The sequence below is a fragment of the Acinetobacter sp. ANC_7682 genome, assembly GCF_056779795.1.
Map to the genome: position 1 here is coordinate 1 of NZ_JBWYIQ010000006.1, position 25,229 is coordinate 25,229.

At 39.3% G+C, this 25,229-nt stretch carries 25 protein-coding genes; 12 read left to right on the forward strand and 13 right to left on the reverse strand.

Annotated features, from left to right (window positions below):
* Positions 1–151: 151 nt before the first annotated feature.
* Positions 152–1,864 (reverse strand): electron transfer flavoprotein-ubiquinone oxidoreductase, encoded by a 1,713-nt coding sequence (locus AC1M9D_RS03685; protein WP_481592064.1) that lies wholly within the window; start codon positions 1,862–1,864, stop codon positions 152–154.
* 183 nt (positions 1,865–2,047) lie between these two features.
* Here AC1M9D_RS03685 and AC1M9D_RS03690 point away from each other — a divergent pair, with 183 nt between their 5' ends.
* The 5 genes from AC1M9D_RS03690 (at position 2,048) to AC1M9D_RS03710 (ending at position 6,429) form a co-directional block, all read left to right on the forward strand.
* Positions 2,048–2,659: a DUF1285 domain-containing protein gene (locus tag AC1M9D_RS03690; RefSeq protein WP_481611541.1), complete on the forward strand. Its 612-nt coding sequence runs from the start codon at positions 2,048–2,050 to the stop codon at positions 2,657–2,659.
* A gap of 49 nt (positions 2,660–2,708) precedes the next feature.
* Positions 2,709–3,593 carry a glutamate racemase gene (gene murI, locus AC1M9D_RS03695; protein ID WP_092768145.1) on the forward strand — a complete coding sequence of 295 codons (885 nt, stop codon included), beginning with the start codon at positions 2,709–2,711 and terminating at the stop codon, positions 3,591–3,593.
* A gap of 72 nt (positions 3,594–3,665) precedes the next feature.
* A complete protein-coding gene (locus AC1M9D_RS03700; protein WP_481610299.1) occupies positions 3,666–4,628 on the forward strand; it encodes a DUF4062 domain-containing protein in 963 nt (320 codons plus the stop codon).
* Between the two features lie 125 nt (positions 4,629–4,753).
* Positions 4,754–5,770 (forward strand): ferrochelatase, encoded by a 1,017-nt coding sequence (gene hemH / locus AC1M9D_RS03705; protein WP_481590816.1) that lies wholly within the window; start codon positions 4,754–4,756, stop codon positions 5,768–5,770.
* Positions 5,771–5,784: 14 nt separating this feature from the next.
* Positions 5,785–6,429, forward strand: a complete 645-nt coding sequence (locus AC1M9D_RS03710) for an MBL fold metallo-hydrolase (protein WP_092768141.1) — start codon at positions 5,785–5,787, stop codon at positions 6,427–6,429.
* A gap of 351 nt (positions 6,430–6,780) precedes the next feature.
* Here the strand turns inward: AC1M9D_RS03710 and AC1M9D_RS03715 are convergent, their stop codons facing one another.
* A complete protein-coding gene (locus AC1M9D_RS03715; RefSeq protein WP_035264978.1) occupies positions 6,781–6,960 on the reverse strand; it encodes a DNA gyrase inhibitor YacG in 180 nt (59 codons plus the stop codon).
* 84 nt (positions 6,961–7,044) lie between these two features.
* Here AC1M9D_RS03715 and AC1M9D_RS03720 point away from each other — a divergent pair, with 84 nt between their 5' ends.
* Positions 7,045–7,710: a class I SAM-dependent methyltransferase gene (locus AC1M9D_RS03720; protein WP_179999332.1), complete on the forward strand. Its 666-nt coding sequence runs from the start codon at positions 7,045–7,047 to the stop codon at positions 7,708–7,710.
* Positions 7,707–8,933, forward strand: coding sequence for a TIGR03862 family flavoprotein (locus AC1M9D_RS03725; protein WP_481611542.1), 1,227 nt, complete (start codon positions 7,707–7,709; stop codon positions 8,931–8,933). Before AC1M9D_RS03720 ends, AC1M9D_RS03725 begins: the two co-directional genes overlap by 4 nt.
* Positions 8,934–8,957: 24 nt before the next feature.
* Here AC1M9D_RS03725 and AC1M9D_RS03730 read toward each other — a convergent pair whose 3' ends face one another.
* Positions 8,958–9,290: a HopJ type III effector protein gene (locus AC1M9D_RS03730; protein WP_481611543.1), complete on the reverse strand. Its 333-nt coding sequence runs from the start codon at positions 9,288–9,290 to the stop codon at positions 8,958–8,960.
* Between the two features lie 119 nt (positions 9,291–9,409).
* Between AC1M9D_RS03730 and crcB the strand changes: the two genes are divergently transcribed.
* A complete protein-coding gene (gene crcB, locus AC1M9D_RS03735) occupies positions 9,410–9,790 on the forward strand; it encodes a fluoride efflux transporter CrcB (RefSeq protein WP_481611544.1) in 381 nt (126 codons plus the stop codon).
* Positions 9,791–9,862: 72 nt separating this feature from the next.
* Here the strand turns inward: crcB and AC1M9D_RS03740 are convergent, their stop codons facing one another.
* The 4 genes from AC1M9D_RS03740 to AC1M9D_RS03755 form a co-directional block, all read right to left on the reverse strand.
* On the reverse strand, positions 9,863–10,114 hold the full coding sequence (locus tag AC1M9D_RS03740; RefSeq protein ID WP_035264993.1) for a type B 50S ribosomal protein L31: 252 nt from the start codon (positions 10,112–10,114) through the stop codon (positions 9,863–9,865).
* A gap of 77 nt (positions 10,115–10,191) precedes the next feature.
* Complete coding sequence (locus AC1M9D_RS03745; RefSeq protein ID WP_481590817.1) at positions 10,192–11,484, reverse strand: ABC1 kinase family protein; 1,293 nt, start codon at positions 11,482–11,484, stop codon at positions 10,192–10,194.
* Positions 11,485–11,628: 144 nt separating this feature from the next.
* On the reverse strand, positions 11,629–12,933 hold the full coding sequence (locus AC1M9D_RS03750; protein WP_481590850.1) for an MATE family efflux transporter: 1,305 nt from the start codon (positions 12,931–12,933) through the stop codon (positions 11,629–11,631).
* A 99-nt stretch (positions 12,934–13,032) separates the two neighbouring features.
* On the reverse strand, positions 13,033–13,494 hold the full coding sequence (locus AC1M9D_RS03755; protein ID WP_035264998.1) for a DMT family transporter: 462 nt from the start codon (positions 13,492–13,494) through the stop codon (positions 13,033–13,035).
* 111 nt (positions 13,495–13,605) lie between these two features.
* On the opposite strand from AC1M9D_RS03755, the gene hemW reads away from it, so the two are divergent.
* Positions 13,606–14,760: a radical SAM family heme chaperone HemW gene (gene hemW / locus AC1M9D_RS03760; RefSeq protein WP_035265001.1), complete on the forward strand. Its 1,155-nt coding sequence runs from the start codon at positions 13,606–13,608 to the stop codon at positions 14,758–14,760.
* Between the two features lie 125 nt (positions 14,761–14,885).
* A complete protein-coding gene (locus AC1M9D_RS03765) occupies positions 14,886–15,299 on the forward strand; it encodes a hypothetical protein (RefSeq protein WP_035265004.1) in 414 nt (137 codons plus the stop codon).
* Between the two features lie 58 nt (positions 15,300–15,357).
* On the opposite strand, the gene AC1M9D_RS03770 is transcribed toward AC1M9D_RS03765, so the two are convergent.
* The 5 genes from AC1M9D_RS03770 to hemF all read right to left on the reverse strand — a co-directional run bounded on the left by AC1M9D_RS03770 (position 15,358) and on the right by hemF (position 20,607).
* On the reverse strand, positions 15,358–15,963 hold the full coding sequence (locus tag AC1M9D_RS03770; RefSeq protein ID WP_481611545.1) for an SRPBCC family protein: 606 nt from the start codon (positions 15,961–15,963) through the stop codon (positions 15,358–15,360).
* Between the two features lie 171 nt (positions 15,964–16,134).
* Positions 16,135–17,958, reverse strand: coding sequence for an acyl-CoA dehydrogenase C-terminal domain-containing protein (locus AC1M9D_RS03775; protein ID WP_481596519.1), 1,824 nt, complete (start codon positions 17,956–17,958; stop codon positions 16,135–16,137).
* Positions 17,959–18,338: 380 nt separating this feature from the next.
* A complete protein-coding gene (gene aroE / locus AC1M9D_RS03780) occupies positions 18,339–19,127 on the reverse strand; it encodes a shikimate dehydrogenase (protein WP_481594899.1) in 789 nt (262 codons plus the stop codon).
* An 84-nt stretch (positions 19,128–19,211) separates the two neighbouring features.
* Positions 19,212–19,424 (reverse strand): hypothetical protein, encoded by a 213-nt coding sequence (locus AC1M9D_RS03785; protein ID WP_035265018.1) that lies wholly within the window; start codon positions 19,422–19,424, stop codon positions 19,212–19,214.
* Between the two features lie 250 nt (positions 19,425–19,674).
* Positions 19,675–20,607, reverse strand: a complete 933-nt coding sequence (hemF, locus tag AC1M9D_RS03790) for an oxygen-dependent coproporphyrinogen oxidase (RefSeq protein ID WP_481611546.1) — start codon at positions 20,605–20,607, stop codon at positions 19,675–19,677.
* A gap of 245 nt (positions 20,608–20,852) precedes the next feature.
* Here hemF and hemN point away from each other — a divergent pair, with 245 nt between their 5' ends.
* Positions 20,853–22,223 (forward strand): oxygen-independent coproporphyrinogen III oxidase, encoded by a 1,371-nt coding sequence (gene hemN / locus AC1M9D_RS03795; RefSeq protein ID WP_481611547.1) that lies wholly within the window; start codon positions 20,853–20,855, stop codon positions 22,221–22,223.
* Positions 22,224–22,310: 87 nt separating this feature from the next.
* Here hemN and ribA read toward each other — a convergent pair whose 3' ends face one another.
* Positions 22,311–22,913, reverse strand: a complete 603-nt coding sequence (gene ribA, locus AC1M9D_RS03800) for a GTP cyclohydrolase II (RefSeq protein WP_481594923.1) — start codon at positions 22,911–22,913, stop codon at positions 22,311–22,313.
* A 317-nt stretch (positions 22,914–23,230) separates the two neighbouring features.
* Here ribA and dxs point away from each other — a divergent pair, with 317 nt between their 5' ends.
* Entirely contained in the window at positions 23,231–25,135 is a 1,905-nt protein-coding gene (dxs, locus tag AC1M9D_RS03805) for a 1-deoxy-D-xylulose-5-phosphate synthase (protein WP_481611548.1), read from the forward strand.
* Positions 25,136–25,229: the final 94 nt, after the last annotated feature.

Below are 25,229 nucleotides of genomic sequence, written 5' to 3' on the forward strand. Positions count from 1 at the left end.
ACGGAATTAGGTCGACCACTTACCCAAGTTACGCCTTAAATTTGGCTCAATTAGGGGCGCTTTGCATTTCAAATCTTTGTGCAACAAAGCCCATTTTATCTAAATAATATAAAAAAACCCGCTTTCGCGGGTTTTTTGATCTCAAACGAGATTACATATTCGGATAGTTCGGACCACCCGCACCCTCAGGTACAACCCAAGTAATGTTTTGTGACGGATCTTTAATATCACAAGTCTTACAGTGAACACAGTTCGCAGCATTAATTTGGAAACGCTTAGAACCATCATCATTTTCCATGATTTCGTATACGCCAGCAGGACAGTAGCGCTGAGCAGGCTCATCCCATTGAGGAAGGTTAACGTTTACTGGAATTGATGGATCAGTTAATTTTAAATGCGCTGGCTGATTTTCTTCGTGTACTGTATTCGAAACAAACACTGAAGATAAACGGTCAAATGTAAGCTTACCATCTGGTTTTGGATAGTTTGGTTTGAAGTTCACTGCATCAACAGTTTTTAAAGCACTGTAATCAGGTGTCAAATCACGTAAAGTGAACGGAACTTTAAATACATTTTGATCGATAAAGTTGAATGCGCCACCGAAGAATGTACCAAACTTATGCATTGCAGGGCCAAAGTTACGAGCATTATATAACTCTTCTTTTAACCAACTGTTGTTAAATTTCTCTGTATATGACGTTAACTCTTTAGCAAAGAAATCTTCGCCTTCTGTCACACGAGCAATTGCAAGGTCGCCGCCTTTTTCTACACCAGCTTTAATTGCTTCAAATACAGCCTCACCACATAACATGCCTGATTTCATAGCAGTGTGTGAACCTTTAATTTTTGCAAAGTTCAAGAAGCCAGCATCATCACCAATTAAGCTTCCACCTGGGAAGGTGAATTTAGGAAGAGAGTTAAAACCACCTTTAACTACTGCACGTGCACCGTAAGAAATACGTTTACCGCCTTCCAATACATCTTTAATTAATGGATGTGTTTTCCAACGTTGCATTTCCATGAATGGATACATATGAGGGTTTTGGTAAGATAAGTCGACAATCATACCCAATGATACTTGGTTATTTTCAGCGTGATATAACCACCAACCACCAGATGAACCAGTTTCAGTTAAAGGCCAACCTGCACCGTGCATGACTTTACCTGGTTTGTGCTTCGCTGGATCGATTTCCCAAAGTTCTTTAATACCGATACCGTAATGCTGAGGATCAGCATCTTTATCTAAGCCGAATTGAGCAATTAGGCGTTTACCTAAATGACCACGGCAGCCTTCAGCGAATAACGTGTATTTCGCATGGAGCTCATAGCCTGGGGTAAAGTTATGTGTTGGCTCACCATCTTTACCAATACCCATATCACCTGTTTGGATACCTTTTACGGTACCATCAGCATGATACAGAATTTCCGCTGCTGCGAAGCCCGGGAAAATGGATACTTCAAGCTCTTCAGCTTTTTGTCCTAACCAGCGTACAACGTTACCCAGAGAGATGACATAGTTACCGTCGTTGTGCATTGTTTTAGGCACAAAAGCATGAGGCATTTTTTGAGATTTTTGATCTGAAAGAAGGAAGTATGTTTCATCTTCTGTAACAGGTACGTTTAAAGGTGCACCTTCTTCTTTCCAATTTGGGAACAATTCATTAATAGCGCGTGGTTCAAGCACTGCACCAGAAAGAATATGCGCACCTACTTCAGAGCCTTTTTCAACGACACATACAGATAAATCGTTGAGGTTGTTTTCAATTGCAAGTTGACGGATTTTGATCGCAGCTGAAAGACCCGCAGGGCCCGCTCCAACGATTACAACGTCAAACTCCATCGATTCACGTTCGATGTGTTCCATAAAGGACTCCTCATAAAGTAAAGGGTGGCAACCGATAATTCCGACGGTGCTGCCATGAGTGTTCTTAGTTGCAGGTACAATTTTGCTCTCGTACCTTTTATATATTTTGCGCTAGTATAGGTTCAAACCTTGATCAAGCCAATTGGCTGAGTCGCTTTATTTTCCGTCAGCAGGGCATAAACCATGGTAAAACAAAATGATTCTATAACAGCACAGCCTGATTCACTTGTACCTGATGATAAAAACTTAATCAATATCGTACAATATCTAAAAGATGCACAGTCAAGTCACAAAAGGTCAATCCCACCTCTTGAACAATGGAGCCCAAAGCATTGTGGCTCAATGGATTTGAAAGTAAAAGCGAATGGTGAATGGTGGCACGAAGGTCAATTGATTAAAAGACAAAGCCTCATTGACCTATTCTCGACAGTACTGTGGAAAGAAGACAACAAATTTTACTTAAAAACACCCGTTGAGCAAATCGAAATTGAAGTCGAAGATGAACCTTTATTGGTCAATCAGGTAGATCAAGTCGAGATTCAAGGGCTTTCCTATCTACAGCTAACAACGACCACTCAAGATCTCATTATTGTGGATCAAGATCATCCAATCTTTATGCGTGATTTTCAAGGAGAGATGCGTCCTTACGTGCATGTGCGTTTCGGCATCAACGCATTGATACAACGTTCAGCTTTTTTTCATTTAGTTGAAATGGGGGAGTTGAGCGAAAATGAGCAAGGTGAATCAGTTTTGAATTTAAAAAGTGGTAATCTGCTATTGCAATTAGGGACTTGAGGTTTAAGCTTAGCCCATTCATTTAAGCATTATAAAAGTAGTCGTTGAGATGTCTGCAATTTTACCCCAACCGAGCTCTAATGAGCCTATGCCTCATGCACTTGAACATGCCCCTATTGGTATTTTCGACTCGGGTATTGGTGGTTTATCAGTTGCATTGGAAATAGCAAAATATTTACCCAATGAGCATATCCTTTACTATGCAGATACAGCTCATGTCCCTTATGGTCCGCGCGAAGATCAAGATATTCGTCAGCTCACAGCACATGCAATCGAGTGGTTGTATCGTCAAGGATGTAAAGTTGCGGTTGTTGCGTGTAATACGGCATCAGCTTTTAGTCTGGATTACTTAAGGACGCATTATGGTGAGCGATTTCCGATCATTGGGTTGGTTCCTGCGTTAAAACCTGCAGTGTTACAGACACAGTCTAAAGTGGTGGCTGTATTGGCGACTCCAGCGACTTTTAGAGGCCAGTTAATCAAGGATGTAATGCAGAATTTTGCAGATCCTTTAGGCGTTAAAGTTCATCAAGTCACCAGTTTGGATTTGGTTCCTTTCGTGGAAGCTGGGCAACAAAATTCGCAAGCCTGTATTGCAACATTACAACGAGTACTTGATCCCGTCATGCAAGATCAAGCCGATTATTTGGTGTTGGGTTGTACGCATTATCCATTTTTAAAATCTGCAATTGAGCATCTTTATGCAGAGCGACTGACTTTGGTTGATTCTGGATTTGCTGTTGCACGCCAAACAGCAAGAGTCCTTATCAAAAATAAATTCAATGCAACTCAACCATATGACAAATCAGTGCAGTTGCGTTGTGTCGTCAGTGGCGGAAATGCGCTTGAACTTCAGCCTGTACTTCAAAATATGATCGGGCATGAAATACTATGGTCAATTGAAAATTTAACTGATACATTCGAAGAAGAATGATCAATATCAAGCTATATATTTTAAGCCTTATGAGTAAGGCATTTTTACCTAGATGCAGGATTGGATTAAGGCATGCTAGATAAGCGTTACCAAGTGTTTATTACAACTTCTGGTAAAGAGATGCAGCCAGAGCGTATGGTTGTGTCTCAAACGCTGATCGGTATGGGTTTTTTTTCCTGGGGTTTAGAACAAAGAACACCTGTAACAACCGCTTTTGCACGCCGTCAAATTGATGATTGTGATTATGTACTTCTGCTTTTAGGAAGCCAGTATGGTGAGCAATCTGTCTCTGGTATTAGTTACATGCACTTGGAATATATCTATGCCGTGACTAAGCAAAAGCCCATTATTGTATTTATGCATGAACAGCCAGAATCGCGTGAGGAGCATTTACGAGAGCATGAAGTGGATCTTCAACAGCGCTTTCAAAATTTCCGTGAACAGATCATTAAAGAAGTTGATCAGGTCGTATTTTTTAAAAGTGCTCGTGAATTAGAGCTAGCACTCAGGTCTCATATGCCTCAAATGCTTGAACGTTACCCTGTTTTGGGTTGGGTAAGACCACAAAGCATTCAAGCAAAACAAGATGAGATTGATCGATTAAGAGCTCAGCTGGCACAAACAAAAATGGAACAAGCCAAATCTGAAGTCGATCCTTTTCTATCTTTGCCTAAAATAGAATGGGATGATCAATTCAGTTTTGATTATCGTATGCATGCCTATGTTGATAGTCATTTTAAAGAAATTATTTGTATACGATCCATGCGATGGCATGAAATTTATACTGTTCTTAAGTCTCAATTTTCCCAAGCAACACCAGAAGATTTTTATTCTAAAGTGTTGAATCAGTATTTGACTGATACGGGGCTGGTCGATGCTCAATTGCAACTTCCTAAGGCACATATGGTATCTAGAGCACAGATTAATGTACGTGCATTGCATACCATCAAGCAACAAATGCGTAATAATGAATGGATCGTTCCTGTAGGACGAGATGATCGTCAGCGGATGTTATGGAAATGCATGAATAAATAGATCAAGTTCATATGATAGTTTTTCTCTGTCATTCACATTTTAAAAAGCAATCATAAAATCACGCCGAATTTACTTAGACTCTGATAAAGTATTTCTCAATTAAACAGTGAATTGATGTGGATCAGATGTCTGAGTTAAAGCCGAAAATCACCGTAATTATTGCCAACTTGGGAACACCAGATGCCCCGACAGTGCCTGCGGTACGAACTTTTCTAAAACAGTTTTTATCTGATCAGCGTGTGATTGAGATTCCATCGTTTTTGTGGAAAATTATCTTACATTGTTTTGTTTTACCATTTCGACCAAAGCATGTTTCTGAAGCATATGCGCAGGTGTGGAATGGAGATTCACCTATGCGTGAAATTCTGTTGAAGCAAACAGATTTAATCCGTCAAAAAGTTATTCAAGATTATCCAGATTTTGATGTTCAGGTCGTTCCTGCAATGACTTATGGTCATCCTAGTATTCATGAGGTTCTAAAAAAACTTTCTCAGACACCGCAAGATCACGTCATTTTATTTCCACTTTTTCCTCAATATTCAGCGACATCTACAGCACCTTTGTATGATGCATTGGCGAAATGGGTTTTAACGCAGAGAAATTTACCTGGCTTAAGTTTAATACGTGATTATTATCAACATCCAAAATTTATTCAGGCTTTGGCAAAGAGTGTTCAGGTTTTTCAGGCGCAGCACGGTAAAGCGGAAAAATTATTAATGTCTTTCCATGGGATTCCTCAGCCTTATGCAGATAAAGGTGATCCATATGCCGACCGTTGTAGAGTTACAGCGAAAAAAGTCGCAGAGGCTCTGGGATTACGTGACGATGAATGGGCTATCAGCTTCCAATCACGATTCGGTAAACAAGAGTGGGTCAAGCCATATACAGATGCGTTGCTGACTGAGTGGGGACAACAAGGTGTTCAATCTGTCCATGTGCTCAGCCCTGCTTTTTCAGCAGATTGTTTGGAGACTTTAGAAGAGTTGGCTGTGGAAAATGCCGAAACCTTTAAAACGGCGGGTGGGAAAGACTATGCCTATATTCCAGCGTTAAACACTGATGCAGCACATATTGATTTGTTGGTCGATTTAGTAGAAGCTCAACTGGATGCACTCAAGATTACCCTTCAACATTCTGCATAAATTTAAAGGTTCCTATGCTTCAAGTTAAAATTATTCCTGTGACAGCATTTCAGCAAAATTGTTCATTGGTTTGGGATCAAGAGACCAAAGAAGCTGTGTTAATTGATGCTGGAGGTGAGCCTGAAAAAATTATGCAAGTTGTGCAAGAGTTAGACTTAACCGTGAAGGAGCTATGGTTAACTCATGGTCATCTTGATCATGCTGGTGCGGTCGGAGCATTGGCGAGAGAGTGGGGTATTCCAGTAATTGGTCCTCATAAAGAAGATGCATTTTGGTTAGATATGATTCAGGAAGTTTCAGCACGATATGGGTTTCCGATACCTGAACCTGTTGTGGTTGATCAGTGGCTTGAAGGTGGTGAAACTTTAAAATTGGGGGATGAGTCCTTTGAGGTTCGATTCGCTCCCGGTCATACGCCTGGCCACGTCATGTTCTATAATGCTAACTATGGCTTGTTATGGACTGGCGATGTTCTTTTCAAGGGTTCAATTGGTCGAACAGATTTTCCCAAGGGAAATCATCAACAGTTGCTGGATTCGATTGAGAGAGAATGTTTTAGTTTGCCAGATGAAACACAGTTTATTTCAGGGCATGGTCCAATCAGTACCATTGGCTATGAGAAAAAGTTTAACCCTTTTGTGGCAGGTAAAGCTGGTTAATTAAAAACGAAAAAAGTGATCTCGATTGATGTCATTCAATTCCCAAAAGAGAAGGGCAGCGGCTAACACAAATAGTGCAGAGATTAAAATCAAGACGAAATCATGTTGATAAATGCCTAGACCTGCAAAAAGGAGGCCTAGGCAAGTTAAAATTATACTGAGTGTGAATGTGAATTTATAAAGTCTCATGTATTTATGAAAGTAGAATTGTTATTTTAATGTGATTTCCATCACAATATCACAACACAAACCTAAATAAAATCTCATTTATTGAGTTTTCTTAAAAAAGCTAATTTTTTTGGTTGTGTAAATATAATTGAATTATTCTTTTAATACTGAGCAAAGTTGGCATTATTCATGATATTCCCCTTGATCAGCTTGAGGAGAATCCTGTGTTGGAAGGCGATATTCATCATTTGCCCAAGCTCCTAAATCGATAAGTTTGCATCGTTCAGAACAAAATGGACGAAATTCATTGCCAGTCCATTGACTAGGCTGTCCACAGCGTGGGCACGGAAATGTTTTTGGCATAAATCAATCCTAGTAAAATAAAACAGCTAAAATAGGCAAAAGCATTTAGAGTTGCTAGACTTGTCGCGTTTTCATAAGTTTGATCTGATTATGCCGATTCGTCAATTTCAAGCACAGCGTATGCATGCGCCACGCGATTTTCAACCGATTCTAGCTGAACCACTATGTGTTGAGATTGGGGCGGGTAAAGGTAAACATGCTTTATTGTTTACGCAACAAAATCCGCAAAGACAACTAATCGCGATTGAACGAACCAGAGAAAAATTTCTAGCGATGCAAAAACAGCATCAATTAGAGGGTCAAACCAATTTGCGACCTGTACATGCAGATGCAATCCCTTGGATCGTACATGCGCTATTTCCACAGCAAGTTGAAGATTTTTTTATTTTATATCCGAATCCTGAACCTCATAATCCAGCGCAACGTTGGTTGAATATGCCTTTTTTTGAATTTTTACTGTCTCGATTGCAACCGAATGGTACGATCACTTTAGCCAGCAATATTCCTGAATATATTGACGAGGCAGAGCAACAACTGCTTAATGTTTGGAACCTTTCTTATGTTAAAGAAAGAATCCCTTCAACTTCGGCAAGAACGCATTTTGAAGTAAAGTATCTAGAGCGTGGTGAATTATGCCAGCAGTTGATTATTCAAAAACCAGAAGCGTACCAAACTCGCTTCGATCACTTTATGCCTCTGCAAGGGCAAATGCCCATCTCTTCTGAAAATCAACAAACGAATAATCTATGAATTTGGAATATTCAAAGCGAATCGCAATCGTAGGCGCAGGTCCAGCAGGTTTAATGGCTGCTGAAGTTTTATCTGCTCATCCTGCATTTGAAGTTCATATTTTTGAACAAAAGCCTTCAGCTGCGCGTAAGTTTTTGATGGCAGGTAAAACAGGTTTAAATATTTCTCATGCCGAACCTCTTGATCAATTTATTGGTCGTTATGATCATGCCGAATGGCTTGCACCTTGGGTGAGAAAGTGGGATGCGCGTTGGATTCAGAATTGGATGAAAAACCTAGGGATTGAATCCTATGTTGGAAGCTCAGGTCGTATATTTCCCAATGAAATGAAAGCAGCTCCATTACTGCGTGCTTGGTTAAAAAGTTTAGTGGATTCCAAAGTCAATTTTCATTATCGGCATCAAATTACCGCGCTTAATCAAAATGAACTGACAGTTTTTGATACTCAATCCAATTCAATACGAACTGAGCAATTTGATGCGATTGTATTGGCGTGTGGCGCTGTGTCATGGGCACAGTTGGGTAGTGATGGGGCTTGGCAGTCATGGTTGGCTAAAGAAGAGTTAAAAGCGTTTTCCCCGAGTAATGCTGGTGTAGTCAGAGCTTGGTCTTCGTATATGGAACCTGTATTTGGCTCGCCACTCAAACGAGTTGAAGCTTGGGTGGATCATCAGCCCAAAGCTAAGGGGGATATTGTGATCACCCATTATGGTTTGGAGAGTGGGTTGGTCTATAAGCATGGTCGGGCACTTCGAACACAATTGCAATATCAAGATTCCATGGTTTTAAATTTAGATTTACTGCCAGAATTATCTGAGCATGAAATCATCTCTAAACTTAAGAATGCTAAGAAACAAAGCATAAATAATGTATGGCGAAAATTGGGATTAGACAATGCAAAGTCAAATTTATTACGTGAATTGACCTCAAAGCATGATTGGGCGATTGCAGAGAAAATGGCTCAGCATATTAAACATTTATCTATCAAACTAGACGGTTTTAGACCCATTGAAGAAGCCATTAGCTGCGCAGGTGGTGTACGGGAAATTGCCTTGACTAAACAGTTACAGTTGAAAAGTAATCCAATTGTTTTCTGCTGTGGAGAGATGTTGGATTGGGATGCCCCGACAGGTGGTTATTTACTTACAGCGTGTTTTGCAACAGGTCGAGCAGCAGGATTAGGTGTAATTGAATACCTAAATAAAACTGTTGAAAAAGACTAGTCAAGCGCTAGTCTTTATTTATGATTATTTCACAGTGAGTGCATTTCCTTCAAATTTAATGCCATCCCATCCATGAATCATGAATTGACGGATATTTTGATGATCTGATGCTTCAGGTGTCGCCAGAACAGAAGCGTAGTGTTCTGCAAAAAGCTGTAATGTTTGTTCTTGAGAAAGACCATTTAATTTGGCAAAGGAAAAAACTTTAGCACTCCCTTGATTTTCATTACTGGCATTATATTGTTGACCATTACTAAATGCGGTTGGCGTATGTGTATAACCTGCTTCAATAAATGAAATTACGTCGGCAAATTTTGCTTCGCCATTTTTTAATTGTTCCAATAATGCTTGAGCCATAATTGAGTCCTTACACGTTTAAATTTGCTACATCTTAACGAAAAAACGCCTGAATCCAAGACAATAATTCGTTACTTTTTAAGGTAAAAATATGATCAATACACGAGAACGGACATAATATGAGTTGGTTATGGGTAGCATGTGGTGGAGCGATTGGTGCAACACTTCGATATATGACCAGTATGTGGTTCATGCAAAATGTATATCAATTTCCATGGGCAACTTGGATTGTGAATATTCTGGGCTGTGTTCTAGCAGGGGGATTTTTTGCATTCAGTTTACAATATCCTATATTACAACAAGAGGCTCGCCTATTTTTTATGGTTGGCATATTAGGTGGTTTTACCACCTTCTCAAGTTTTGGCTTGGAAACTTTTCAATTGATAAAATCTGGACAATACAATTTGGCACTGATGTATGTTGTGAGTAGTATCATGATTGGACTCCTGGGATTGGTTTTGAGTTTTTCCTTTACTCAATTTTATTTAACCAATAAATAACGATGAAAATAAAAAAAGCCTAAATTGGAGGAGTAAATTTAGGCTTAAAAATAGTGAGAGTCGAAAATTTTTTTATTTACGTTTAAAGCGACCGAAACGCTTATTGAAACTTGCCACACGACCTTCATTATTGGCCTGACGGACCTCACCAGTATAGAAAGGGTGCGAAGCACTTGAAATATCTAGCGTGACATAGGGGTAAGTTTTCCCTTGATATTCTTTTGTTTGCTTTGACTGAATCGTACTACCGATGATGAAATACTGATCTGCGTTGGTATCATGAAACAGTACTTCATGGTATTCAGGATGAATATTGGGACGCATGGAAACACTCCTAATTATTTATATTTCGTTATAATATAACATAACAACAATGAGCATTGTAAGGTCTTGTTAATTTTTCAAATAGGAACGAGCGTTTCAAACAAATCATTGAGATTGTCATCGACTTTTAAGTTAATCAGATTCCAATAGTGTCCAGAAATAGTACGATTGACCATTAATGTGTCTGGAGAGGGCTTAAATGTATCCCAATACTTAAGTGATTTTTTCACTAAAATGACGCCATCATGATGAGATGAGTTTTCAGCAAAATTGTATTGAGTGGTAAGGGGTCTGAGCAACACTTCTAACCATTGTTTGTAAAGTTCCTCAGGGAATTTTCCTGTTTCAGCAAGAGCATCCAACGCAAATAGATGTTGTTCAATCTCTTGGATATTTTCAGCACGACCAGCGCGAACTAATTTTTTAAATCGATCCACCAGTTCAGCAGATAAGGTTTTAACACCACCAAAATCATAGATGATGACACTACCATCTGAGCGGAAAGCAAAATTGCCAGGATGCGGATCACAATGAAAACGTTTTAGATAGAAAATCTGATGACCAAGAGCTTGAATTAGTCGACGACCAATTTCGTTGCGTGTATCAAGCGGCCAAGTGCTTGCGGTTTCAATATTGTCACCTGCTTCCAAGCTCAATGTTAGAACTCGTCTGCTGGAATAATCTTTGAACACTTGTGGGATAATAATTTTAGAATCCAATGCTTGATGGAAGGTTCTAAATACCTCTAAATTCTGCGCTTCAATTTCATAGTTGAGCTCTTCGTGTAAGCTGTCTTGAATTTCTGCAAATAATCGATCTTGTAATTTTTTATCGACTTTTAGTACACCCATCAAACGTAAGGCCAAGCGAACTTGTTTTAGATCGCTTTCGCATGCTTCATCTACGCCTGGGTACTGTACTTTTACAACGACTTCTTGGCCATTTTTTAAGGTGGCTTTATGAACTTGCCCAATCGAAGCTGCTGCAAAAGGTTGTTCATCAAATGTTTTAAAAACATCTAACAGTGGCTGACCAAGTTCTTTTTCTACTTGTTGCTTGATTTGTTGGAAGGGCATCGCAGGGGCTTGACGTTGTAATTTAGCAATAGCCTTCGCGACTTCAGGCGGGAAAATATCTTTATATTGTGATGCAATTTGACCAACTTTCATTACAGCACCTTTCATTTCCCCAAGGGTATCTGCAATTTGAACACCAATATCTTGAAATAGCTTACTGCGTGCTTCGTTTTTTTTATCATCATCTGCATTAAAGGTGCGGATAGAGTTGGACACGGTTTTAGTAGCAATACTTGCAGTCATACCTGCGAGTTTCATGAAACGACGGCCGGGAGAGCTCGCTTTGTTTGCCATGAGTTAAGAACCTCGATTCATTATTTTCATCTTCTGATCTGATCATAGGCGACAAATCAAAAGATGCATATTTGAAATTGTTAATGAGTTGTAAGTAAATGATTGGCATAAAAAAATAAATCCCGATCATTCGGGATTTATAGTTCATGATGATTGACTACGCTCAAGCCGCTGATTATTCATATATAAACGCCCGAGTAAGAGTACACAGGCAATACTTAAGCCCACGATCAATCCAATCCATACACCCGCAGGACCAATGTTGGTAAATCTAGAGAGATATACGCCTACAGGAAACGCAATCACCCAATAGGCAAGCATAGTAATCCACATAGGACCCTTCGTATCTTGCATGCCTCGTAGACATCCTGCAGCACTGATTTGCCAAGCGTCCATCAGTTGGTAAGCAACAGCGAATAGCACCAAGTAAACCGCAATTTGAGTCACCAATACATCAGAGGTGTACAACGCGACAATTTGATGGCGGAAGACCCACAATAAAATCATGGTCATCAATGCCAGTACAGTACCTGTTGCTAAACCCAACCATTGGACTTTACGCATAGATTGGTAATCCTTTTCACCATAATACGTTCCCACTCGGATGGTAAGTGCGATCGCGAGAGACATCGGGATCATAAATAATTGTGACGTAATGGAGATGGCAATTTGATGCGCTGCAACCGTAATTTCACCCAATGGACTCAATACAATTGCAGCGGTACTGAAAATACTGACCTCAAAGAAGATAGCCAAACCAATTGGGAAACCTAAAGCAAGGATGCGTTTTAACCAGTAGCGATCAATTTTTTCAAAATGACTAAAGGGTTGGGTTTTTTGATATGCCTGATTATTCAAGATATACAATGCCAACGTGATCAGCATCAGCCACTGTAGAATTGCCGTTGCAAATCCACATCCAGCACTTCCTAATGCAGGAATTGGACCTAAACCATACATAAACACAAAATTAAGCGGAATAAGTACGACTAAGGCCATTAAACTGATCACAGTCACTGGGCGTGGATTACCAATCGCCTCAGAGTATCCTCGTAGTGCAGCAAACATGGTGACTGCTGGCATACCGAATCCAATCGCATGTAAGAATAGGCCAGCTTTAGGGTGAAGTGACTCTGGAACGCCAAGAAGAGGAAGCGTATAGGGGAGAATCTGTAAGACTAGACCAGCAATAATCCCGAGAACTAAAGCAACCCATAATGCTTGTCGTGTAATAGTGGCAATTTTCTCTGGAGTCCTCGCACCGTTTGCTTCAGCAACCAACGGCGTTGTTGCAATCATAATGCCGCTAAATAGCAACATGACAGGAATCCAAAGACCGACCCCGACAGCAATTGCCGCTAAGTCTAATGCAGATAAATGTCCTGCCATAATAGTATCAATCAGTCCTAATCCTGCTTGCGAAAATTGCGTAATCAAGATTGGGATCATGAGATGAAATAGTTTTTTTAATTCATAACTGATGTTGGAAGTTGCAGTCACATTAGACACAAAAATTACTCATCGTTTTTATGTGCTTAGAATGAAGGTTTAGCGTTGTAAAGTGAGAAGCACACCTATAAAAATCACCACGCCACCCAAAATGCGCTGCCAATTAATGGCAATTTTTTCTGTACCTAAAATTCCAAAATGGTCGACTATCATGGACATAACAATCTGTCCAAAAATAATTAATGCCGATAAGGTTAAGAAACCTAATTTAGGTGCGGAATAAATACTAATACTAATGGCATAAACACCTAAAAAACCGCCAAGCCAAAGATGCCAAGGAATTTGTACAATTTCGCTCAATTGTGGTTTTTCAGTCTGTTGAAAAAAAACCAGTATTGCGAGAACTATTGTACCAATCAAAAATGATAAAAGTGCAGCTTGTAATGGAGAATATAAATATTCACGTAATTGTGTGTTAATCGCAGTTTGGAAGGTCATTGCGATTCCGATCCCCAGCGCTAAAGGGATAAAGAATAAAAATTGGCTCGCGACTTTAAACATAAATGTACCCACGTCCTTGTTTTATATTCAGTGTAAAGTAAAAACTGAATCAGTTCTGAGCGTTATGGTGTAGTCATGTTAAAATAAGTTTTTAAGTTTTGAGCTGTACGTTTGGCTACTTTGAATCCACAAGATATTCCATTGTCACTTTATATTCATATGCCGTGGTGTGTGCGTAAATGTCCATATTGCGACTTTAATTCGCATGCAGTACCCAATGGGGCATTGTCCATGGCGTTGGAGAAAGAATATTTACAAGCATTGGTTGAGGATTTCAAAACACAGATAAATTTTGCTCAGGGTCGTCAAATTCATAGCGTGTTCATAGGTGGAGGTACTCCTTCTCTCATTTCTGCTCAAGGGTATCAATGGCTATTTGCTCAGCTAAGCGCTTTGATTCCGTTTGAGGATGATTGTGAAATTACCTTAGAAGCCAACCCGGGAACGGTAGAACATGATCCATTTGCAGATTATTTAAAGGCGGGGATCAATCGGTTGTCTTTAGGTGTCCAAAGTTTTAACTCGAATCATCTTCAAAAACTGGGGCGTATTCATTCCAACCAAGATGCAATTTCAGCAATTGGTTTGGCGAAATATGCAGGCTTTAAGCGAATTAATGTCGATTTAATGCACGGCTTACCTGAACAAACGCTTGAACAAGCATTACTTGACTTAAAACTTGCCGTGGAGCACGGTGCTACACATATCTCGTGGTATCAGTTAACCATTGAGCCCAATACCGTATTTTTTCGAACTCAACCTATATTGCCTGTCGATGATGTATTAGAAGAAATTCAGGTACAGGGTGAGGCCTATTTAATCGAAAATGATTTTACTAACTACGAAGTGTCGGCTTGGCGTAAAGAAAAACCCTCAGCACATAATTTAAATTATTGGCAATTTGGCGATTACTTAGCGATTGGTGCTGGTGCGCATGCTAAAGTAACGCTAAGTGATGGTGTATATCGTTACCAAAAAACACGATTACCGAAAGATTATCTAGCGAAAGTCCCTGCAGAGCATTTGCAGTTTAAGAAAATTGAAGCTGATGAAATGCCATTCGAATTTATGATGAATGCACTGCGACTTAATCAAGGTGTACCAACCTCATATTATGAAGCTCGTACAGGTTTATCTTTGAAATCAATCCAAGTTCAAATTCAGTCATTGATTGACAGAAAATTAATGGTAGATGATCCAAACCGTTTGTCATGCACTGCTCAAGGACATTTATATTTGAACTCATTGCTTGAGGAGTTTCTGTAAGTTCTATAGTTAAACTCCAATGTAATTTTTAACAGCGAAACTGTTAAATCCATACTTATTTCGCTCCTTTACTGTGAAAATAATGATGAGTTTTTTAATGGTTCTCATTAAGATAGGTAATAAAAATGAAATTAGTTCTAGTGGCTTCAATCTTGGGATTGGCATTCGTTGGTTGTGCTGATAAAAACAAAAATAGTGAGCAAATGTCAGAACAAGAGAGACCAGCGTATTTAAATGCTGAAGCTTCTGCGCCTGTTGATCAAGTTGCTCGTGCTGAAGGTGAACAGGTGATCCATTTTACTGGACCAATGGATTTAACATTAGAGCTAAAAACAAACGACAATTTTCAAACGGCTGAACTCAGGGATAACTCGGATGCGGTTTATCACTTGAAGAGCACGGTTGCAGCAAGTGGTGTAAAACTTGCAAATGAAGATGGAGTTTCAATTCATTTTAAAAATTTCAATGGTTTGAATGAGGGAACAGTTGAACTCGTGAAAGATAAGCCAATAGAGATTAAAGAGTACCGTGAGCATTAAAATATATGCATTAATTTACAACACCTGGTTGGTTGGTCAATCAGGTGTTTTTAATTCCTTAATTTGAGCTTTGATCTTCAACATATTTTTTTAAATGATTGGCCATTTCCCACTGAGAACCAATAAAACGATACAGGGCTTCAACTTCTTGTTTTGTTGCGCCTTGAATAAATTTATCGTCTAAAGTTACTTCAATAGTTCGTTCAAATTCTGTGCTATTAGCATTGATACGGTCAAATTCATAGGTAATTTTTGAATGGATTGGGACTTGAGCAAATTGCTCTATGGTTGCGATAACAAACTTCTTATCTTTCTCAAACTCAATCACATGCCATTCATTATTCCAATCTTTTATGCCTGGAATCGGGCTGCTAATAAATTCTTTGAAAGTCGTACCTTTTTGAACACGAATATTCTTAGGCTCAATGGCTTGAGTTGCACCCACATTAATTTTTGGCCAAAGATTTACATTGGTTAAAATATTGAAGACTTCACTCACAGGGCGATGAATAATGACCTCAGCAGATCCACTCGTCGAGTAATTCAAATTCTTTGTTGAATACGTCGTGGTTTTTTGGTGATTTTTAATATCCGATTCAGCGAAGCTATTTGTAGCGAAAAAGACTGCACTGAGTAAAGTTAGGGAGATCAATGTCTTATGCATATTATTTTCCTTTTTGTATATTGATAAAAGCTCGTTTGGAATATTTATGTCGTTTGATCAAGATACCACTGTTGTATTCTTGCTCTAAATGTAATTGCGTATTCTTAAAGTAAGATAGTTCATTCGATCAATAAAAAAAGACCGCCTTGGCGGTCTTTTTTCTATGAAATCTTAGTAATCAAAACTGAAGTGTTCAGCTTCTAAAGACATTAAAGTTTTCGAAGGGTTAACCATAGATTCAGCATGACCTTGAGCACGTGGAAGTAAACGCTCAAAGTAGAAATCTGCAACTTTGATTTTCGCTTTATAAAACTCAGGAGTTTCTTGACCATCACCTGATGCTAACTTCGCTGATGCCACTGCCGCTTGTTGAGCCCAGTAATATGCCATCATTGCATAACCAGAGAACATTAAGTAATCCACAGAAGCACTTGAAACGATGTCGCGATCTTTGCGTGCAGCAAGCATAATACGTACAGTTAATGCGTTCCATTGTGCACAAATCTTAGTTAAGTCCCAAGCAAAACGGCGCATGTATTTATTGCGTGCGTGCTGACCACAGAATTTTAAGATTTCAGCTGTATAGTCACGAACGACTTTGCCTTTAGAAGATAACAGTACTTTACGACCGATTAAGTCTAGTGCTTGAACACCAGTTGTACCTTCGTAAAGCGTTGAAATACGCGCATCACGAACGATCTGCTCCATACCATGTTCTTTGATATAACCATGGCCACCAAAGACTTGCATACCGTGGTTTGCTGCTTCTAAACCTAACTCTGTTAAGAAGCCTTTCAAAATTGGGGTATAGAAACCTAATTTATCATCGTAATCATCAAACTTCGCTTGATCACCTTGAGCTAAAGCATCAGTCATTTTGTCAGCAAGCTGTGCAGCATGATAGATCATTGCACGGCCACCTTCAGCAATCGCTTTTTGAGTCAAAAGCATACGACGAACATCAGCATGATGGATAATTGAGTCAGCTACTTTTTCAGGCTCTTTTTTACCTGAGAGTGCGCGCATTGACATACGTTCTTTTGCATAAGGTAATGCACCTTGGAATGCAAGTTCTGCATGTGCTAAACCTTGAACAGCAGTTCCGATACGCGCCGTATTCATGAAGGTAAACATTGCGTGTAAGCCTTTGTTGACTTCACCAATCAGATAACCCGTTGCAGCATCAAAGTTCAGTACGGCAGTAGCAGATGCTCTGATCCCCATTTTGTGTTCAATAGAACCGCAAGTCACAGGATTGCGTTCGCCTACACCACCATCAGCAGTTGGGATGAATTTTGGAACAATGAATAATGAAATACCACGCGTACCAGCTGGAGAGTCTGGAAGACGTGCCAACACAATATGAATGATATTTTCAGTTAAATCGTGTTCACCCGCAGAAATAAAGATTTTAGTACCTGTGATAGCATAAGTACCGTCACCTTTAGGCTCAGCTTTAGTTTTAACTTGACCCAAGTCTGTACCACATTGTGGTTCAGTTAAACACATTGTGCCTGACCATGTACCAGCAGTGAGGTGAGGCATGTAGGTGTTTTTCTGTTCTTCAGTACCAAATTGCATGATGGTATTCATACAACCCATACTTAAGCCCGGATACATCGTGAAAGACCAGTTTGCTGTACCCATCATTTCTGATTTGATCAGGTTCAGCGACATAGGCAGTGCTTGACCACCAAACTCTTCAGGATACGAAAGACCTTGCCAGCCACCTTGTACAAACTGCTCGTAAGCTTCTTTGAAACCTTTAGGCGTTTTGACTTCGCCATCTTTAAAATGACAGCCTTCTTCATCTCCAGACTGATTAAGTGGAGATAATACATTTTCACAGAAATCTGCAGCACCTTCGATAATCATATCGACAGTATCAGAGTCAGCAGCTTCGCCGTTGCTTAGAGTTTTATAGTGCGCAGGATAATCAAAAACTTCGTTCATTAAGAAACGAATATCACGTACGGGCGCTTTATATGCAGGCATTGAACTTTTCCTAATTTGAATAGAGAAAATACTTGTTAGATGATCCGATTATTGACCTACAACACTAAAAAAACATTGATGTAAGTCACGGAAATAAATGTCAGAATTGCGAATTAGTGTTTAGGCTCTTGAATGAATATAAACTGAATTCATTTGTTGTAGTAGGAGTTTATTAGAAAAAATAATATTATTAATACATAAGCTTAGGTTGGTTTTGTTGTGTGGATGATCATATGTTTAATTTGAATTTATTCAATTTGAATATGCACTAAAAATATGTCACTAAAATCAATTCGAAGAGATTTAATCGATATTATAGAGAGAAAAAAGTGCAATTTAAAAAATTGCACTGTTCACAAGGCACTAAACGTGTGCAAAAACTAAATAAAATCTTTTAATTCTGGACGCACACCATTCCAAATCGCGAAAGATTCAATCGCTTGTCCAACGAGCATTCCAAATCCTTCTGCAGTCGGAATTCCACGCTGTTTCGCTTGATCAAGGAAAGTGGAAGGTTTGCCATAGGCCATTTCATAGGCATATTTGAATTTTAACTGTTGAGGTAGAGTGATTGCATCGCCAGATAAGCTTGCCGAGGTAGCATTAATAACAATATCAAATTCACCTGCTATGTGATCAAGACCACAAGCGTTTAGCTCTAGATCTGGGACAGCAGGTTGTAAGTCCTGAATCAATTGCTCTGCGCGAGCAACCGTTCGATTAGCAATCATGATTTTATTTACACCAGCTTTATGCAGTGGATAAATCACGCCACGTGTTGCACCACCTGCGCCTAAAATAAGCACGCTTGCTTGCTCAAGAGGCCAATTTAAATGTTGAATGGCTGCAACAAGTCCTTGGCCATCGGTATTGTCGCCATGCAATACACCATTTTTCATCCATAGTGTATTTACTGCTTTTGCAATTTTGGCACGTTCAGTGAGTACATCACATTGTGCAAAAGCTTGTTCTTTAAACGGCACCGTGACATTCAGACCAATACCACCAGCCTTAAAAAATTCATTGATACTCTGTGTAAAACCATCGAGAGGAGCAAGGCGTTTGCTATATTCAAGGATCACCCCAGTCTTTTGTGCGAACGCATGATGAAGCTCTGGAGATCGAGATTGTTCAATGGGATTTCCAATTACGGCAAATTGTTTGCGCATTGCTCTAATTCCTGATGAAGAAGTGGCAAACAATATACGTCAAATGCAGAAAGTTCCCAATATGAACATATTCAATGAAGTGTATTAATGACTTGGGTTACAAATTTCAAATAGGGTATGAAGTAAAATATGCGCAATGTTGAGCAGTAGACCAACAGCTGCAAACACCATCAAGCTAAAACCAAAGCTATCATTGAGTAGTGTTTCTGAAAATATAGTGGTACTGATTGCACTCAAAAGAGCAATAACCAGTGTCCAAAATACGACAACACGTGCGCGAATAGAGTTGTGTTGCATATCGATTCCTTATGCAGAAGTAAAAACTTCCATGAGTAATACAAGTAAAAATTGATTGTACAGTACTTTGCTTAAATTAAACTTAAGAGCTGTGTCAGAAGTGTGACAAAATTTAATCAATTTATCTATTGTGTCTTTTTTTCTAAGAGAATGTAATGGAATTATTCAATTTCGTTAGACAATGGGATGAATATATTGCTCAACAAAAAAGCCCTGTTTTAACAGGGCTAGTGATTTACATTTAATGCAGTTAAGCGAGCCAATCTCTCGGTTTTAAATAGTAGTCGGTTAATTTTTTTTCAGCAGAGCCTTCATCCCATTCAGGTCTGTATTTCCAACCCGTTAATGGAGGAAGACTTACTAAAATAGACTCAATTCGACCGCCAGTTTGTAATCCAAATAACGTCCCTCGATCGTAAACTAAGTTATATTCCACATAGCGCCCACGACGATACAATTGGAAATCGCGTTGAGCTTCACTATAGGGTTTATCTTGATTACGTTGGAAGATTGGTAGAATCGCATTGAGATATCCATTGCCTACAGCTTGCATGTATTTAAAACAAGTTTCGAAATCCCACTGATTTAAGTCATCAAAAAATAATCCACCGACACCACGTTGTTCATCACGATGCTTCAAATAAAAATAATCATCACACCATTTTTTATGATCTTGGTAGACATGATCGCCAAAAGGTGCACAAAGATCGTGCGCAGTTTGATGCCATGATTTAACATCTTCATCATTCGGATAAAATGGCGTTAAATCAAAACCGCCGCCAAACCACCAAATAGGATCTTGTCCTTCTTTTTCTGCGACAAATAGTCTTACGTTGGCATGTGAGGTCGGCACATTTGGATTTCTAGGATGGATCACTAAAGAAACCCCCATGGCTTGTGCTTGTGCGCCAGCTATATGTGGGTGCCGTTCGGTAGCGGATGCTGGTAACTTTGAGATATTGATGTGCGAGAACATCACACCACCTTTTTCGATCACTGTACCATCTTGCAATACGCGTGATCTGCCACCACCACCTTCGGGACGTTCCCAATCATCGATCTCAAATTGGGCATTACCGCCACCTTGTTGTTCTTGTTGTTCAAGCGCAGCACAAATTCGAGTTTGTAAGTCGAGTAAAAATTCACGAACACGTTGAATATCTGCAGAAGTCGGGTGTGACATACCAAGCCTCTTGGGCAATGAAAAACTAGCTACATCAAAACATAAATTGTATGAAAGATTAAGGTGATTTTATCGATATAGCGGATCGAGATTTAAGTTTAGTCAGGGTAAACGTACTTTGTGATTTGAATTTGCTTATGAATCCTGACCAAGATACTAGGTTGAATTAAAACAATAAGCTCCTCAAAATAGAACGACTGAAAGCAGTTAAGCTTTTAATATGTGGTGATTTTAAAGGTGGGGATATGTTCGAAAACGTTATTTCACTGGTGCAAAAATATAATGTTCCAGGTCCTCGATATACGAGCTATCCCACAGTTCCGTATTGGGAGCAGTCGACTTTTGATCAAGTACTATGGCAGCAAAAACTAAAAATACGTTTTGATCACTCGAATAGCCAACGTGGTATTAGCCTTTACATTCATTTACCTTTTTGCGAGTCCTTATGTACTTTTTGTGGATGTCATAAAAAAATCACTAAAAAACATGAAATGGAACAGCCCTATATTTTGGCTCTGTTAAAAGAATGGAAATTGTATTGTGAGTTATTTATAGAGCGTCCTTTGATTAAAGAGATACATCTAGGCGGAGGGACACCTACATTTTTTTCTCCTCAGCATCTTAAACAGTTGATTGATGGGCTTTTAGCGTTATCAGCAGTAGCTGAAGATCATCAATTTAGTTTTGAAGGACATCCTAATAATACTTCCTACGAACATTTAAAGACGCTGTTTGAATTGGGTTTTAGACGCGTTAGCTTTGGCGTGCAGGATTATAATGAAACCGTGCAGAAAGCGATCCACCGAATTCAACCTATTGAACACGTAAAGCAGGTTACAGAATGGGCGCGTGAAATTGGTTATACCTCTATTTCGCATGATTTGGTCTACGGGCTGCCCTTTCAATATTTAGATGATGTTTTAAACACAATTGATCAAACCATTCAAATTAAGCCAGATCGTTTAGCCTTTTACAGTTATGCACATGTACCATGGATCAAAGGCAATGGGCAACGTGGTTTTAAAGACCATGATGTTCCGCGAGATGAAGAGAAAAGACAGTGTTATGAGCAAGGAAAACAAAAATTATTGTCTGCTGGATATCATGAAATAGGGATGGATCATTTTGCGCTTGAGCATGATGATATGTATCAGGTATTTCAAGCCCAACAGTTACATCGTAATTTTATGGGATATACCGTTTCAAAAACAGAAGTGATGATTGGCTTAGGGATGTCAGCTATTGGCGATTGTTGGCAAGGTTTTGCCCAAAATGAAAAGACGCTTGAAGATTATTATGCTCGATTAGAACAAAACGAAATTCCAGTTTTTAAAGGTCATCTTTTAACAGAAGAAGATTTGAAAATTAGAAAGCATATTTTAAATCTCATGTGCCACTTTGAGACGAATTGGCAAGGTGATATGGATTTTGCGCAGCGACCACAAGTTTTAGAAGATTTAGCTGAAATGCAAAATGATCAACTTGTGAAGATGAGTCAATATGGATTGATGGTGACAGAAGCTGGAAAACCATTTGTACGAAATATCTGTATGGCTTTCGATTTAAGGTTAAAAAGAAACAAACCTGAAAATCGGATATTTTCTATGACGATATAGTCATCTTCACAAATTGGGCTGAGTCTAAGTGAAAAAATACCCCTAAGCATCGGGGTATTTTTTTACAACGATTAAATTATGCTGTAGTTAAAAATCATCCTTTTGATACATATGTGACATGCGCTCATGTTTGGTTTTTAAGTATTCTTCATTGAATTTATTCAAACCGACCGTTAACGGGACACGATCAATCACATCAATTCCTAAATCAGTTAAAGCTTTAATTTTGAGAGGATTGTTTGTGACAAGTTTGACTTGTTTCACTTGTAAGTGATCCAGCATGATACTGCACATATCGTATTTACGCGCATCAGCGGGTAAGTTGAGCATCAGGTTAGCATCCACTGTGTCATGTCCTTGATCTTGCAAGGCATAAGCACGAATTTTATTGGTTAAACCAATACCACGACCTTCTTGACGTAAATATAAAATTACGCCTTGTCCTGCTTCGTTAATCAGTTTTTGAGTTGCTTGAAGTTGTGGGCCACAATCACATTTTAATGAAGCAAAAGCATCGCCTGTTAAACATTCGGAATGGATTCGAACCAAGACAGGAGAGGTGGGTGCTGTATCTAATCCTTTTGACAATGCTACGTGTTCTTCACCAGTTTTAGGGTCTTGAAAAACAGTGATTTTAAAATCACCAAAGGCAGTGGGTAATTTAGATGTGGCAACAAACTCTATAGGCACAGTGACTTCCATTACATGTTCATAATTTGGCTAAAGTATAGCTGAATGATCAGGCCATAGTTGAGTATCATTGTGCAAATTTACACAGAAGATTTCCTTTTTTTTGCAAAGCACAAGATAATAGTTGATAAGTAGCATCGATATTCAGGATAATCTAGCTACCTAACAACGCCCGTTTAGCGAAAGCTCAACACTGGACCAATATAAATGTGGTTGATTTAAGGTGTTTTTTTTCGATTTCTCGATCAATAAGAAGAATCGAGCTAACCCATTTACCTAGCTTAGGATTTGCCAGGCTTTAGAAGGCATTGCCACATATGTTGTATACCGAAATACCTAGTCAACGTCCTGTTACGCCTTTGTTGGATGCGATTGATCATCCAATGCAATTGCGTCAACTAGCCAAAGAACAATTGAGTCAAGTGTCGGACGAGCTACGTCAATTTATTTTGTATGCTGCTGGACAAAGTGGTGGGCATTTCGGTGCCAATCTAGGTGTAATCGAATTAACTGTTGCTTTGCATTATTGTTTCAATACACCACATGATCGTCTTATTTGGGATGTGGGTCATCAAGCATATCCACATAAAGCTTTGACTGGACGTCGTGAGCAACTAACAACAATTCGTGCAAAAAATGGCTTAGCGGCGTTCCCCGCTCGTGAAGAGTCTGAGTTTGATACTTTTGGTGTGGGCCACTCATCAACTGCTATTTCAGCGGGTTTGGGAATGGCTTTAGCTCGTCGTTATCAAAAAGATCCTTGTGAAGTGGTTGCAATTATCGGTGATGGTGCAATGACAGCAGGGATGGCATTCGAAGCCATGAATGATGCTGTTGCACATAATGCTGATCTCATGGTGGTACTGAACGATAATGATATGTCGATTTCATGTAGCACGGGTGGTTTTGCAAAACATTTGGCTGCGATTTGGGAAAAAGGGCAATCTGTACACATTGATGAGCAGGGCAATCCATTTATTCGGGATTATCCTGAGTGGGACTACACTTCACGCTTACATTGTGCTGCTACAGAGGCTGCAGATAACTTATTTAAAGCGATTGGATTTGACTATTTTGGTCCATTCGATGGTCATAATGTCGATGAACTTGTTAATGTATTTAGTGCCTTAAAAAAACGTAAGGGGCCGCGCTTAATTCATATCTATACCAAGAAAGGTAAGGGCTTCGCACCTGCTGAAGCAGATCAAATAAAATATCACGCAATTGCTAAATTAAATGCTGCATCAGCTTCAACAAAAGCACCCAAATATTCTGATGTTTTTGGGCAATGGTTGTGTGATGAAGCCCAGTTGGATGATAAGTTGTTAGCCATTACACCTGCCATGTGTGAAGGTTCAGGTATGGTGCAATTCGCCAAACAATATCCTGATCGTTACTTTGATGTGGCAATTGCAGAACAACATGCAGTGACCTTAGCTGCTGGTATGGCATGTGAAGGTTTAAAACCAGTAGTGGCAATTTATTCAACCTTCTTACAGCGTGGTTATGATCAGCTCATTCATGATGTGGCATTACAAAACCTTGATGTCACATTTGGTATCGATCGTGCAGGTTTAGTAGGTGAGGATGGACCAACTCATGCTGGTGCATATGATTACGCATTTATGCGTACAGTTCCGAATATCGTGATTATGGCACCAAAAGATGAAAATGAATGCCGTCAAATGCTACATACCGCTTATTTGCACCCGGGTCCTGCTGCAGTACGTTATCCACGCGGAAATGGTTTAGGTGTTGAAATTCAAAAAGAACTGACAGCGCTTGAAATTGGTAAAGCTGAGTTAACTTTGGAGCTGAATGTAAAAGCCGAAGAAGTGATTACTATTTTAGCTTTCGGTAGCCGCGTGATTGTTGCAGAACATGCTGCTCAGCTTTTAGTTGATCAATTGGATGTTGCGGTACGCGTTGTGAATATGCGGTTTGTTAAACCCCTAGATGGTCAAATCATTCGACAATATGCAGATCAAACCCAACTTTTTGTAACGGTTGAAGAGCATGCAGTCATGGGGGGGGCTGGAAGTGCTGTGAATGAATTTATAATGGCCGAACACATTCTCAAGCCAGTTTTGAACATAGGCTTACCTGATCAATTCTTAGCACAAGCCAGTCATGGTGAGATGCTTAAAGATTGTGGATTGGATGCAGAAGGTATCCAATCTTCAATTCAACAAGCTTGGTTAAAGCTTGTACAGGTGGTTTAAATACAAGTCATAAAATTTTAGAAACATTTTTTACCTAAAAGTGCCGATATTTGATAAAATGTCGGCGCTTTTATGCATTATTCTTTATCAGTAT